This window comes from Spirosoma pulveris (assembly GCF_054781875.1).
On record NZ_BAAGTO010000007.1, the window covers coordinates 154,601 to 167,259 of the forward strand.

At 53.0% G+C, this 12,659-nt stretch carries 11 protein-coding genes; 7 read left to right on the forward strand and 4 right to left on the reverse strand.

What is annotated here, in order from left to right; translation table 11 throughout:
* Window positions 1-193: 193 nt before the first annotated feature.
* The gene (locus ACYVJM_RS21925) at window positions 194-3,496 is read left to right on the forward strand and encodes a C25 family cysteine peptidase (RefSeq protein WP_461150374.1); all 3,303 of its coding nucleotides are present in this window, start codon (window positions 194-196) and stop codon (window positions 3,494-3,496) included.
* A gap of 111 nt (window positions 3,497-3,607) precedes the next feature.
* Here the strand turns inward: ACYVJM_RS21925 and ACYVJM_RS21930 are convergent, their stop codons facing one another.
* Window positions 3,608-3,865 (reverse strand): hypothetical protein, encoded by a 258-nt coding sequence (locus ACYVJM_RS21930; protein WP_461150375.1) that lies wholly within the window; start codon window positions 3,863-3,865, stop codon window positions 3,608-3,610.
* 356 nt (window positions 3,866-4,221) lie between these two features.
* Window positions 4,222-4,458, reverse strand: a complete 237-nt coding sequence (locus ACYVJM_RS21935; RefSeq protein WP_461150376.1) for a hypothetical protein — start codon at window positions 4,456-4,458, stop codon at window positions 4,222-4,224.
* A gap of 277 nt (window positions 4,459-4,735) precedes the next feature.
* Here ACYVJM_RS21935 and ACYVJM_RS21940 point away from each other — a divergent pair, with 277 nt between their 5' ends.
* The 4 genes from ACYVJM_RS21940 (at window position 4,736) to ACYVJM_RS21955 (ending at window position 8,360) form a co-directional block, all read left to right on the forward strand.
* Window positions 4,736-5,428, forward strand: coding sequence for a hypothetical protein (locus tag ACYVJM_RS21940; protein ID WP_461150377.1), 693 nt, complete (start codon window positions 4,736-4,738; stop codon window positions 5,426-5,428).
* Window positions 5,425-6,693 (forward strand): glycerophosphodiester phosphodiesterase, encoded by a 1,269-nt coding sequence (locus tag ACYVJM_RS21945; RefSeq protein WP_461150378.1) that lies wholly within the window; start codon window positions 5,425-5,427, stop codon window positions 6,691-6,693. The genes ACYVJM_RS21940 and ACYVJM_RS21945 overlap by 4 nt, the downstream gene beginning before the upstream one ends.
* A gap of 4 nt (window positions 6,694-6,697) precedes the next feature.
* On the forward strand, window positions 6,698-7,354 hold the full coding sequence (locus ACYVJM_RS21950) for a hypothetical protein (RefSeq protein ID WP_461150379.1): 657 nt from the start codon (window positions 6,698-6,700) through the stop codon (window positions 7,352-7,354).
* A gap of 118 nt (window positions 7,355-7,472) precedes the next feature.
* A complete protein-coding gene (locus tag ACYVJM_RS21955) occupies window positions 7,473-8,360 on the forward strand; it encodes a metallophosphoesterase family protein (protein ID WP_461150380.1) in 888 nt (295 codons plus the stop codon).
* Between the two features lie 88 nt (window positions 8,361-8,448).
* On the opposite strand, the gene ACYVJM_RS21960 is transcribed toward ACYVJM_RS21955, so the two are convergent.
* Together ACYVJM_RS21960 and ACYVJM_RS21965 are read right to left on the reverse strand one after the other, a co-directional pair.
* Window positions 8,449-9,216 (reverse strand): hypothetical protein, encoded by a 768-nt coding sequence (locus tag ACYVJM_RS21960; RefSeq protein WP_461150556.1) that lies wholly within the window; start codon window positions 9,214-9,216, stop codon window positions 8,449-8,451.
* A 68-nt stretch (window positions 9,217-9,284) separates the two neighbouring features.
* The gene (locus ACYVJM_RS21965) at window positions 9,285-10,241 is read right to left on the reverse strand and encodes a hypothetical protein (RefSeq protein WP_461150381.1); all 957 of its coding nucleotides are present in this window, start codon (window positions 10,239-10,241) and stop codon (window positions 9,285-9,287) included.
* Between the two features lie 87 nt (window positions 10,242-10,328).
* Between ACYVJM_RS21965 and ACYVJM_RS21970 the strand changes: the two genes are divergently transcribed.
* Both ACYVJM_RS21970 and ACYVJM_RS21975 read left to right on the forward strand, forming a co-directional pair.
* Window positions 10,329-11,960 (forward strand): amidohydrolase family protein, encoded by a 1,632-nt coding sequence (locus ACYVJM_RS21970; protein ID WP_461150382.1) that lies wholly within the window; start codon window positions 10,329-10,331, stop codon window positions 11,958-11,960.
* Window positions 11,961-12,178: 218 nt separating this feature from the next.
* Complete coding sequence (locus ACYVJM_RS21975; RefSeq protein ID WP_461150383.1) at window positions 12,179-12,619, forward strand: TM2 domain-containing protein; 441 nt, start codon at window positions 12,179-12,181, stop codon at window positions 12,617-12,619.
* The last annotated feature ends 40 nt before the right edge of the window (window positions 12,620-12,659 follow it).

Genomic DNA, 12,659 nt, shown 5'->3' on the forward strand with positions numbered 1-12,659 from the left:
GAAAGAAGCCCCTGACTTCTCCCGAAAGAGCACCTCCTGCCACGGAAGAAGTTTGCCACATACTACCGTTCCCTCAAAAGATCATTTATTCATATCCATTCAGCCAATACTTGTTTCCATCCGGTTCATTATCTGCTACTATTCAGGAGTTAAACCCAATCGATTTTAAACGATCGTTAACTCAACAGATCCAATGCAGATTCAATTGACCGGAGCCGTGCGCGATCGCGCGACCAACACGTATTTATCAGCCGGGCTGACCGTTCAGGTTATCCAACAGGGCGCTCCCCAACCCGTACTTGGCTCAACGCTGACCGACGAGCGGGGAGATTACCAGCTACTGCTCGATTTGCCGCGAGCCATCCGGCCCGTTACGGTAGTGGTACGGGTGCTGCGCGTTCCCAATGCCCGCCAGCCCCTCGCCGACACGACCATTACCATCAACCCGGCCCTGTCGACTCAAATCGTCGATTTGTTCGTCGATGCCCGGCAGGCCTACACCTGGGTACGCCGGCAACACCCGGGGCGGGCCAATGCCGATCAGGCCCAATTACGGATTCGCCATGCTGATGGGTTCGACATTCCCGAGCTGGCCAATTTTTACCCAAGTACACAACCCGGCGAGCCGACGCTGCCGGAACAGTTACAGTTTATTGTATTACCCAGCGGCAGCCGGATTATTGGCCTGACGGTTGAGCCGGGTGAGCCCGTGCGACTGCCCGAACGGGTAAACCCCAGGCCGGTCCCGACGGTGCTGTTAGACGTACCCGACACCAGGCCGGTGCTCCGGGCCAGTGTACTGGCAGCCAGTCGGCAGCGGGCTACGTTGTCACCCCGTGTTCTTCGGGGGCGGCCTTCGCCAACGGAACTGGCTCTGATCCAGCGTACCGAAGAGATAAACCGCACCCTTACAATAGCCATTCGGGTGCGGCCAATGCAATATGATCCGCGGCAGCAGCAATACCTGCTGTACCCTAATCTCAGTTATACCCTGGAGGTAGAGCAACCCGACATACCGCTGCCTGCCGCCCCGGTTACCGAACTGCGAAAACTCAATTTTCCCCTGGGGTACCAATCGGTACTGACCCAGTTCAATCAGGGGACCACGAGTTTTAGGCCGGGTGATTTTCGCATTCCCGGAGGGCTTCCCCTGTTCATTACCACAGCTACTTACCTGATCATTACGGACGACCGGCGGTGGACATTCCAGAACGGAAAGCCGGTTGTCTCCACCACCCTACCGCTGGATCCGGCGGGGAAAACGGCTACCAGTCACTTTCTGCGGCTGGCCGAATGGAAAGCCAAACGGGGCATAGATGCCAAAGTAGTAACGGTATCCGAAATTGTTCAGGGAGCCAGTTCGACAGGCGTCAAGTGGGGCGATTTTACGGACTGTGGCCATGGCCTGAAAGCGCGTGACCTGGCCGAGATTATCCGGAACTTCGTGAAGTACGCGTACAAAAGCTGGAAAACCCGGTATCTGCTGATCGGGGGCGACACCGACATCGTGCCCATGCGCAACATGATTAGCTACGTGAGCGACAAGGGAAATTATGGCTGGGACTTTGTGTACGTGTCGGACCCGGTGCCGCCCATTCGCAAATGCGTCAAAATTCCCGGCCAGTCGATTGCCAAGCTTCGTAACGATGTGAGTACGGGCGTCTTTTCGCTCAGGACTGTACCTGATCCTGACAATCCGGGCAAAACCACTCAGGAGTTTAACGATACGCAACCGTTCCGGACGCTCTGCAATGCTACGTCGGGCAAGCTTATTTCGTTTAATTTGAATGCGTCATCGCAACAGGCTGGCTGGTATTTCACGAAGAAATCGGAGTTTATCGATCCCAACAAAACGACAGGGTTCACCCGGCTGGGCAAGCCGGAAACGAAGGACCTGAACGAAATTTACCTGATCATCGAAGGACCTGCCGCCAGCGTTGACAGTACATACGGTTTTTACTGGCTGGGCAACGACCGCAACATCCCCACCGATTTCTACTACGCCAGCGTAGACGGTTCCTGCTATTCGGTGCCGGGCCGGTATGATTTTGACCCGCTGGCGTCGGGCTTATACGGCATGTTTGCGCTTAATCCAACCACCAAAGAAGAAGAACCTCTGCTGAATAGTTACAAGACAACGCAGGACATCTGGGTTGGCCGCGCACCCATTACCAGCGGTGCCGAGGCCGCAGCTTTCGTCGACAAGGTTTTGGCTTACGAAGGGCTGACGATCAGCGGAGCCGCGGCCGATCAGTCGCTGAAAACTATGGTGTTCGCTGCCGATTACTTTAGCGTGGTGAACTACTGGCCAGACAACAGCAAGGAGAATCCGGAAAAGGAAGGGCTGTTCAGCGTAACCAAGAAAACGAGTCCGGCAGCCAACAGCATTCGTATACGTCTGCGTTTATCACCAACCACCGGCGCGGTTCTGGACAGCTCCTTCGCACCCAACTTCAACCTGAAAGCTTTCTACGGCGACAAAGACCTGCTGATTCCGTACAACCCGATCAGCCAGATTGAATCGCCCCGATTTTATTTCATGGACGAAACCTTCAGCCAGAAGGTGGTTGACAAGGCAACCAGCTGCCTTGAAATCACCGGTTTCACCACCCTAAATCAACCGTCACAGATTCAGACGGATGTAAAAGGGCTGGAGTTTGCGGCCGTCGAAGCCGAAACAAAGCGAAAGCTAATGCAGGATCTGTTCCCCGATTTTACCACCATCCGCCGGTACTTTGCGGATTACACCGAAACACTGGCAGAACCGCAACCTGCCTTGCCACTCCGCACCCAGAGTCTACAGGCGGGCATCAGTCAGGGCACCCACTTTTTAAGTTTAACCGGACATGGGGCTCCCTGGGGAACCTGCTGGCTGGGTACCGACACCATCGAAACCCTGACCAATACATCGGGCTATTTTATCGCCTATGGCGATGCCTGCAGTACCAGTGCCCCCGAAGAGGGTACCAAAACGTTTGGCGAGAAAATGGTCACGATGGCGAATAAAGGGGCAGTGGCATACATTGGTCACACCAATATGGGCTATATAGGGGTTACCTACCTGTACGAACAATTTTTCTGGATTATGGCTGCGTTTGGTGCTCCTTTAGGGCAGGCAGCCGGGTTGCGGCAGTCGGTCGATGGCTCCAAGGGCATGTGGTGTCTCTTTACCCAGGCCCTGTACGGCGATCCGGAAATGACCCTCTGGCGAACGGTTCCCCAAAAACTCGTCGTTACGCATCCGGCTACCGCACAAAAAGGAAGTACCGTCGTCGTCACGGTCAGGAACACGCAAAACACACCGCTGGCTAACCAGACCGTTACGCTGGTTGGCGGCTGGAATAACGACCGTGCGGTGCTGAGCAAAGTCAAAAAGACCGACAAACAGGGGCAGGTGACGTTCACCCTACCGGCCGAACTGACAATAAAGGATGTCGCTATCACCGTTACCGGCAACTCCAACAAGCCTTATCAGGCCGTTCTACCAGTTAGCTAGTACAACGTATTGGTTAGCCGTTTGTGCCGAAAGTCGGTTATCAGGACTGTCCCAATTGCCCGGCTATCGGCCGGGCGGTTGAGACAGTTAATCAAAAAACAGTAACGGGTGTCACTCATGCACGAAGACATTGGGGTAAGCGACTGCGGATTCATCAGACTCCGGCCGGGTTATCGTAATGGTTTGCTGAAGCCACTCGCAAAGCATTGGGTCATTCGACCGCAATCGGACTATGTTTCCGGCACAATCTTTCTCAAACTCGACCTGACTCCAGTCGATCTCCGATCTGATAGCGTTTAAATTTCTTTTTACAATCTCAATCAATTTGATATTCCTACCAATAATCGATTGACTTTCAGTCGATTCCATACGGATAATATGTATAAATGGATAGAAGCTGAAAACACCCCTTTTGTTGAACTGAATACACGGCTTCGCCTGATCGGGCGAAATACATTCGTAGCGTATTCAAGAGACTTATCGGAGTGTCTACAGCAGGTAAAATTGACAAATTGCTTTAGAAAGAAAACAATTATATATAAATAAATTTTCATAAAAAGCCTACCCATGCCAACGCTGGGGTCAGACCAAGGCTGCAAATTTACCAGTGCCTTTACTGATCGCTAATCGGTTATCAGCTCAGCTTTCAAACAGAGTAAATACGTCGTAAAGAGAAAAAGCCCGCTTTATAAAGCGGACTTTTTCTATGCGTATAGTCTACTCAGTCACTGTAGTGATACCGACTTTTTAGCCAGGTCCTTCCGAACTTTATCGGCGGCTGCAAGGTCCATCAATGTAATGTTTGCCTTCTTTCTAAGCGTTGGTGAAGCGGTTAAAATTTCGGTCGCCATTTGAATCAGCAAAGCTGCCGTAGCGTGGCCGTTTCCCTTGCGTCGGCTGGAGCGGGTGATGGTCGTTTCCGTAGAATGACTGGTTAATTTAGGTAAGTGAAGTGATTCCATTTTCCTTGTCTATGAGTTGTTTACGTTCTGTATAGACAACAAAATAAATGAGGTTTTCTGCATAAAAGAAGGCCTTTTCCGGCAAAAAAATTCGAATTATTTTACCTGATTCAGCCGGTAGTCAAAGTCGTTCGGACCAGTCCTGCCCATGCCTTGCGAGGCCTTCTTATAACATAAATCCTGCTCAGGCAGTTTATCTCATCTGACTTTCACTATAAGCTGTCAAGTGACCACCATCGCAAAAATTTTTACCAGATTTGGCCGGGTTCTTTGTTTGATGATGCTTTTTGCATCGGCCTCGTTGGCCCAGACACCTAAACCCTGGCCTGCACAGACGGGCATCTACTTTCCGCAGGCGCCCCCGCTCCAGAAGTGGCGACGATCCATTGGTGTCGTCTTCACCACCACCCCGCCCGAAATAACCGAAGAGGTACGGGTTAGCGTTCCGGCTGTTGATTTCAACATCCAGCGTGCATTAACGAAACGGTTTTACTTAACGGGCCGCATACAGACCCAGTTTGTTCAAAGCAACCTGGGTGTGGGCGTACGCTGGGCTACACCCCTTACCGAGCGGCTGTCGGTAGGGGTAGGGTACGATTTGAGCGGCTGGTTCGGGGCCCTGCGCATCAAAGATGTGTTTAACAGCCAGGCTTACGGCATTCAGACGTTTCCCAGCCTGTCTGTCGGGTATCGACTCACGCGGGATCTGCAGCTAACGGTTCGGTCGGAGGCCATTATTGACCTGTATTACCGGTCGCAGGTAGGTTCGCTGGCCGTCGAGTACAACCGTCGGGACGTAAACGGTGTAGCCTTTGCGGCTGTGCTCGAACAGCCTTTTTACAACCAGCGCCGGGTATCGGTGGGTGTGCGAATGGCCTACTCCAACTTCAACTGGCAGCTCTGGTCACTCTACGACACCTTCGACAGAAACTTGTTATATCCTCAACTCATTTTCGGCTTTATTCTGTGAAACTGACCAATTTCTTATTCCTGGGTTTTGTTCTCATAGCCATCAGCAGCTGCCGGAAGGACTACGAAGCACCCGTACCCTACAATTTCGCCGGTACGCCGGGTTCGGGTAAGTTTGTACCGGGCGTTCGGCGGGCAATGGAAGGCGTCTACGCGGTTAGCGATGGCGCTACGCAGTTCGGCGATCAGGTAGCCGTAAAATGGACGTACACCCTGAACGGGGCCGACACGACTCACTATCTGTCTATTTTTACGGGGCTGGAAGCGGGGTTTTTCAATCTCGAAGCCAACCAGAAAGTCGACAGTCTGGTCGTCGACGGCTACTGGAGACGGCTGGTTAACACCAATACGGGGCTGGTGCGTTTAACCGTCAAGAACAAACGCAATGGGCAATTGCAGCCCTTCTCGGGTAGTTTGCTGCTGGGTGATACGCTGGTCCTGACGGGCGGTTACGGAGCCGGTACGGCCGCACCCATCCAGCCCCTCACGCTTACGTACCGGCGTCCGCTTAATCAGAAGCCGTTTTCCATTATGGCGCACCGGTCTGGCGGACGTACGTCGGATTTGCTGCCTGCTTCGGAAAACTCCATCGAGATCATCAAACTGGCATCGCGCCTGGGTGCTAACGGGATAGAGATCGACGTGCGCTATACGAAAGATGGCGTACCGATTTTATACCACGACAACACCCTGAATCTGCGGCTTATTCAAAAGACCGGTCTTACCGGACCCATCGAATCGTACACCTATCAGCAACTGAATGCGCTGGTGCGGCTCGTCAATGGCGAAAAAATTCCGACGCTGGAGGAGGCTCTGGAAACGGTTATCAACAACACGTCGCTGAATTTTGTCTGGCTCGATACGAAATACATCGGTCCTATGGACAAGGTTCAGCAGATTCAGCAGAAGTACCGGCAGAAGGCCATTCTGGCGCGTCGGGACCTGCGCATTGTGATTGGCCTGCCCAGTACGCAGGCGGTGGCCTCGTACGAAGCATTAGCCAGCAAAGAAAATACGCCCATCCTTTGCGAGCTGGACACCACCATTACCCGTAGTCTGGGTGCCCGCATCTGGGCACCCCGCTGGACGCTTGGTCCCCAAACTGAAGAGGTACGGGCCATGAAAGCGGCTGGCCTGACAGTCTATGTATGGACACTCGACGAACCGGAGTTCATTCGTGAATTTATCAGCCAGAATGAGTTCGATGGTATTCTGTCCAATTACTCGCCAGTTGTGGCTTACTATCATTATGTTGAACAGCAATAATTCTATGCGGGTACTTTTATTCATTCTACCGGGGCTGATGAGCCTGTTTGTCGGCACAGCTACAACGACTGCCCAGCCCCTTCAGCAACTCGAAACAGACTCCATCGCCACCAAACGTGGTCCTTATACGATTGTGGTAACGGCGGGAGGTGGCCTGTCGTACTATGCCTCTCACCTTGGCGTACCGCAAACAATTTCCGAACCCCGGCTCAATAAGTTAGGAACCCCGGCCTCTTTGCGGGTTATGTGGTATCCCGATCATCGGCTGCGCATCGGGCTGGAATCGGGCTGGACAACGATGTACCGCTACCGGGGTCGGGTGGCGGGCGAAACCGCCCGGATGTACGTGTCGGCCATTCCGGTCCTGCTGGTATTTTCCATGCCGCTGGCCTGGCTTCGGGGTACAGACCGTAGCCTCACACGCCGACTGTCGGTTACGGCCGGAACGGGCATTTACATAAATTATTCGCACCTTGAGTACGCCGGAACGGTTAATGCTTATACAAATAGTCCGGGCTGGATGGCGGCAGCATCATACACATATCCGATTGGCCGTCGTTTTAGAGTAGCTGGCGAAGTGAAATGGTTTGATGCCGTAGCAATTCAGAACGCGGCCTTTACGGCCGAACTTCAGCTCGTCTGGCGTGCGTTTTCATGGTAAGTGGTGGAGTGAGTGGAGTAGTGACGTTAGTGAACCAGGTGAAGTGAGTGGAGTTACCAAGAAACTACTTCACTTACTCAACTCACTCCACCAAGTCCACCACGTATAAATTGTCGTTATGAATCAGGAAGAGAATAAACGGGAGATTTTGTTTTTAAGTGATACGCAGGCACCAATGTGGGTGGAGCGGCTGGTACTGCGAACGCATCAGAACACCAAGGCAACAACGACCATTTTCAACGAGATTATCCGATTAAAACCAGCTGTTTTGTACTGGCTGGGCGATATTGTTTCACTGGGCTACCGGAATAACAAGTGGCGGATCATTGACCAGTTTCTGGCAAACTGCACCGCTGTCGGCACAGCAGTTTACGCCATCATGGGCAACCACGATGTCATGGGACGGCCCAAGAAAGGTGCCAAAAACTTCCAGAAACGGTTTCCGGAGCATATTCCAACCGGCTACGTTAAAATAACGGACAGCATTGCGGTGGTCATGCTCAATTCCAACTTCAGCATTCTCTCCGTCGCCGATCTGGTAAAACAGCAGACTTGGTACGAGCAAACGCTCAAAGAGCTGGACGAAGACCCGGCGGTAAAGGTGATTATTGTTACCTGCCACCACGCGCCTTACTCAAACAGCAAACTGGTTGGCTCCTCCAAACTGGTCCAGCAGCGGTTTGTTCCGGCCTATACGCGGTCGCAGAAGGGACGCCTGTTCATTACGGGGCACTCGCACGCCTTTGAGCGCTACGAGTTCGAAGGAAAAACGTTTCTGGTAATTGGCGGGGGCGGTGGACTGCGGCAACCCCTGAACGTATCACCCACCCGGCTGCCCGATCTGGCAACGGATTACAAACCCCTTTTCCACTACCTGTCGGTTAGGCGCGAGGACGATGGACTATCGCTGACGTCGTACTGCCTGAAGAAAGATTTTTCCGGCTTCTCGGTAGGCTACCACTTCGAGATCCCGGGACAGGAAGTTTTGGAAGAGAAGCCGGGTTGACGGCTGGTAAACTAATCCTATTTTAATCACAGCGTCACGGTGTACACCGTGACGCTGTGATTAAGAAACCTTTTTAAATGAACCTAATCTACTGTTCTTCAACGGTGCCCGCGCCCAGTTCAGCAAACAGCGTCTGCCAGTACTGCGTAACGGAAGGGTTGTTCTCCCGAACCGATGCGTTTGGTTCGAAAGGTAAAACCATGGTAATATCGGGGCTGCCGATGGTATAGCGTTTGAGCTGTTGGGCATCGGCTTTGGCCCACTCATCGGCCTGAGCATTGTCTTTAGGGGGCTTCACCTGAAAATCGCGCCGTCCGGTTCCTTTTACGCTCTCGATCATGTCGCTGAGGTAGTAGACTTTCACGGCTGCGCCGGATTCGTTGGCTTTGGCAATGACGGGCAGACTCGCCCATATATCAGTCTCGCGATTTGAGCTGCCCGTATTTTGCGCTACCAGTTGCTGCAGCACCCGCTGCCGGATCTGGGCCTTTTCGCGGGTGAGGAGAAGATTGAATTCTGTTTCGGCAGCTTCGCGGTCGGTTTGGCTGGCGGCCGATACATCGTCCATGTCGGAGCGAACGGTAACGTTCAACGCACGGGCTTTGGACGTATTTTCATGAATGAAATAAACATCCAGCTTATCGCCTTTCCGGCGGATGTTCTGTTCGATGATCTCATCGACCGCGTGCTGGTATTTCTGACCCACGAACGCCTTGTTCACATCGACGCTGCGGGTTTTGTCCAGAAAAATCAGGGTATACACCGGGTCATCGGTCGGAGTTGGTTTGTCCGGGGCCGACGAGCATCCCGAAAAAAGGCACAGCCCGGCGAGAAGAAGCCAGTACATCCCAAACATTCTTGCCGGTGTAGCTGCGTACCAGCCAGTCTGTTTTTGTGGTAAAAAAAGTCGTTGCTGCATAACCCTTATCGTAGTAGTTCCGCCCGTAAAGAGGTATCGGCGGGGGTATTGTGATTCCAGTAATCAGATTGGGTGGTCTTTTTCAGAACCGCCCGGGTGGTGAGAAGGTTGTCTTTACTCGGGTACGTTTCCGCCCACCCCACAATTTTATGCGGAAACTCCCCTTCAAAAACGATGCGCAACGACCGGTCGTCGGTTGGGTATTCGATGACATATGCCTTGAGCAGCTTTCCCGGATATAATACACCTTCGTAGGGTTCGAGTTTCACTTTGGCGGCCAGCGGTTCCAGTTTCCGGTGCCGCAGACGAGCGTTCATAGTGCCCGGAATAAGCTGAATTTCTCCAATTGGCAATTTATCGGGAGCTATCCGAATTCGATTCCAGAGTTCATCTTCCAGCAGGGCTTTGGGTACTGTATAGGCTTCATCGGCTTCCTGCTCAACGTACGATTGACCCGTCGCTTGGTATTCATTCGTTCGGTAGTTGAGCTGGAGATAGCTATGCCCCGACCAGTCCTGCGCCGATGCACTGACTTTCAGCGTATTGAGAAACACAGGGCTGTTGACGGGTGTAAACACCGATGTCTGCAGCGTATAATCCTGCATACCGACCACAAACCGTCGGGACAGGTTCGCCTTGAGTACCGGAATCGCCTTGTCGCGGCTGGCTTCGGTTTCGGAACGAACTTGTTTATCGGTTCGAAAGTCCTCGACGGCGAAAATCAGCCGGGCCTCACCCGCATGCAGCGCCCCGGCCTCGGCCTGTTCGAGCCGGTAGGTGTTTACTTCCGCTTTTCCGGTCTGCCAATAGGCACTGAAGGCTGCGGGTAGCGCGACGGGTGTGGTGGGTGGCGCGGCTGCAGCAGGAGGCTTCTGAAAAATGGTCACCTGCATGGCAAACGCAAACCCGACAGCCAGGAGGAGGATGATTAGCAGGAAGTTTTTGGTGACGAACTGTTTCATGGTGAGGCAGTCTGGTACCGACTGCGTTGCAAAAGTCTGGCAGTTTAGCTTATCTTACAACTGTTTACCGAAACGATTTTCCTGATTATGATACGACCTCTCACTCGCCTGGCTTTTATTCTTCATTTTACATTCTTCATTGTTCACGCCTTATCGGCTCAGGTGGAAAAGTCCCCGCCCCGGCACGAAGGCGATGGCCCCTTTGGCAAGCTCATCATTCGGGGAGTTACGCTCGTCAATAGTACCGGTGCCCCACCGGTTGGACCGATGGACATTGTAGTCGAGAAGAACCGCATCACGCAGATTAAGCAGGTGGGTTATCCCGGCGTTTCAATCGACCCGAAAGGGCGTCCGCAGGCATCGCCCGGCGATAAAGAGCTGAACTGCGAAGGCATGTACCTCATGCCGGGCTTTGTCGATATGCACGGCCACATTGGCGGACAGGCGCAGGGGGCCAGTGCCGAGTACGTCTTTAAACTTTGGCTCGGCCACGGCATCACCACCATTCGCGATCCATCCTGCGGCAATGGCCTCGACTGGGTACTTGAGCACCGCGCCAAAAGCGACCGCAACGAAATCACGGCACCCCGCATTAAAGCGTACACCGTTTTCGGGCAGGGGGCCAAAGAACCCATCAGCACCGTAGAACAGGCCCGCGCCTGGGTGCAGCAAAACGCAAAAAAAGGAGCCGACGGCATTAAGTTTTTCGGTGCCGAACCCAATATTTTCCGGGCGGCACTGGAAGAGAATAAGAAACTGGGTCTGCGTTCGGCCTGCCACCATGCGCAGCTGGAAGTAGCCCGGATGAATGCCCTGGCCACGGCCAAAGCCGGTCTGACCTCCCTCGAACACTGGTACGGCCTGCCCGAAGCCCTGTTCGACGACAAGACCGTTCAGAATTACCCCGCCAATTACAACTACAACAACGAGCAGAACCGCTTTGAAGAAGCCGGAAACCTCTGGCAGCAAGCCGCCAAACCCGGTACCGACCGCTGGAACAAGGTGATGGACGAACTTATTTCGCTGGACTTCACCCTCGACCCGACCTTCAATATTTACGAAGCCAACCGGGAGCTGATGCTGGCCCGACGCGCCGAGTGGCACGACGACTACACGCTGCCAAGTTTGTGGCGTTTTTACGGTCCGAGCCGGATTTCGCACGGGTCATATTGGCATTCGTGGGGAACGGAGCAGGAGGTAGCCTGGAAGAAAAACTACCAGCTCTGGATGGCGTTCATTAACGAATATAAAAACCGGGGAGGCCGCGTAACGGCGGGTTCCGATTCGGGCTTCATTTATCAGCTTTACGGTTTTGCCTACATCCGCGAACTCGAACTCCTCCGCGAAGCCGGTTTTCACCCGCTCGAAGTAATCCGGGCGGCTACCCTGAAAGGTGCCGAAGCGCTCGGTATGGCCGATCAGATCGGCTCCGTTGAGGTGGGCAAACTCGCCGATTTTGTGATTGTCGACCAGAACCCGCTCGCCAACCTTAAAGTGCTGTACGGTACGGGCGCGATCAGCCTGAACGACAAAAACGAAGTGGAGCGCGTTGGCGGTGTTACCTACACCGTAAAAGACGGCGTGGTCTATGACGCGAAGAAACTACTGGCCGATGTCCGGAAACTGGTAGCCGAGGCCAAGCAGAAAGAGAACTTTGAGATCACCCAGCCCGGCGTTCCGGCCAAAGCGGGAAAAGTATCGGGTGGGGCGAAGAATTAACCGGCTCAGGATCGAACGCACTCTTTGAGTAGTTTTACGGTACTATACCCATAAGCCGGCAACCGGCCCGGCCAAAGACTATGCCCGAAAAAACCGCTAAGGGAGTCATATCAACACATATTTTGTTGATATGACTCCCTTAGCGGTTTTTAAAATTTAGGTATTTATCTCTCAGTATTATCTGTATTTTTGGGAACAACTACACACTTTTCACAAATATGAAACATTTATTAATTCTTTGCCTTCTCACCGTGGCAACATTGACGACGCGGGCTGCCGATCTCTCCGCAGACGCTTATGTAATCAATGATCAGCAAGTGGAACAGCTAATCGCTCAGAGCGAAGACGTTAGCCTTGCTGCTGTAAGTACGAACCTACTCGAAAGCCAGCAGATGACCGGTAACCTGGCCGGCCCTGCCCGAATTAAAGCAAGCAAGGAATTTGTTCCGGCTATACTGCTGAACTTTTTTCTGGGTGGCCTGGGTATTCACCGCTTGTATCTGGGTACGCAAACGCTGACCTGGGTCGGCTATATCCTGACCTGTGGTGGTATTTTCGGCGTTGTTCCCCTGGTTGACTTTATCGTGCTGATCATGCACAACGAAGATATTTCGCCTTATGTCGACAACTCGAAGTTTTTCATGTGGGCGAATAACTAGTGATTAATTAAGTGGGTGGAGTAGTAGAGTGACTAAGTAG

Excerpts from the sequence above, each read along its gene's own strand:
- ACYVJM_RS21925 (WP_461150374.1), top strand. The coding sequence starts at position 194 with ATGCAGATTCAATTGACCGGAGCCGTGCGCGATCGCGCGACCAACACG.
- ACYVJM_RS21930 (WP_461150375.1), bottom strand. The coding sequence starts at position 3,865 with ATGGAATCGACTGAAAGTCAATCGATTATTGGTAGGAATATCAAATTG.
- ACYVJM_RS21935 (WP_461150376.1), bottom strand. The coding sequence starts at position 4,458 with ATGGAATCACTTCACTTACCTAAATTAACCAGTCATTCTACGGAAACG.
- ACYVJM_RS21940 (WP_461150377.1), top strand. The coding sequence starts at position 4,736 with ATGATGCTTTTTGCATCGGCCTCGTTGGCCCAGACACCTAAACCCTGG.
- ACYVJM_RS21950 (WP_461150379.1), top strand. The coding sequence starts at position 6,698 with ATGCGGGTACTTTTATTCATTCTACCGGGGCTGATGAGCCTGTTTGTC.
- ACYVJM_RS21955 (WP_461150380.1), top strand. The coding sequence starts at position 7,473 with ATGAATCAGGAAGAGAATAAACGGGAGATTTTGTTTTTAAGTGATACG.
- ACYVJM_RS21960 (WP_461150556.1), bottom strand. The coding sequence starts at position 9,216 with ATGTTTGGGATGTACTGGCTTCTTCTCGCCGGGCTGTGCCTTTTTTCG.
- ACYVJM_RS21965 (WP_461150381.1), bottom strand. The coding sequence starts at position 10,241 with ATGAAACAGTTCGTCACCAAAAACTTCCTGCTAATCATCCTCCTCCTG.
- ACYVJM_RS21970 (WP_461150382.1), top strand. The coding sequence starts at position 10,329 with ATGATACGACCTCTCACTCGCCTGGCTTTTATTCTTCATTTTACATTC.
- ACYVJM_RS21975 (WP_461150383.1), top strand. The coding sequence starts at position 12,179 with ATGAAACATTTATTAATTCTTTGCCTTCTCACCGTGGCAACATTGACG.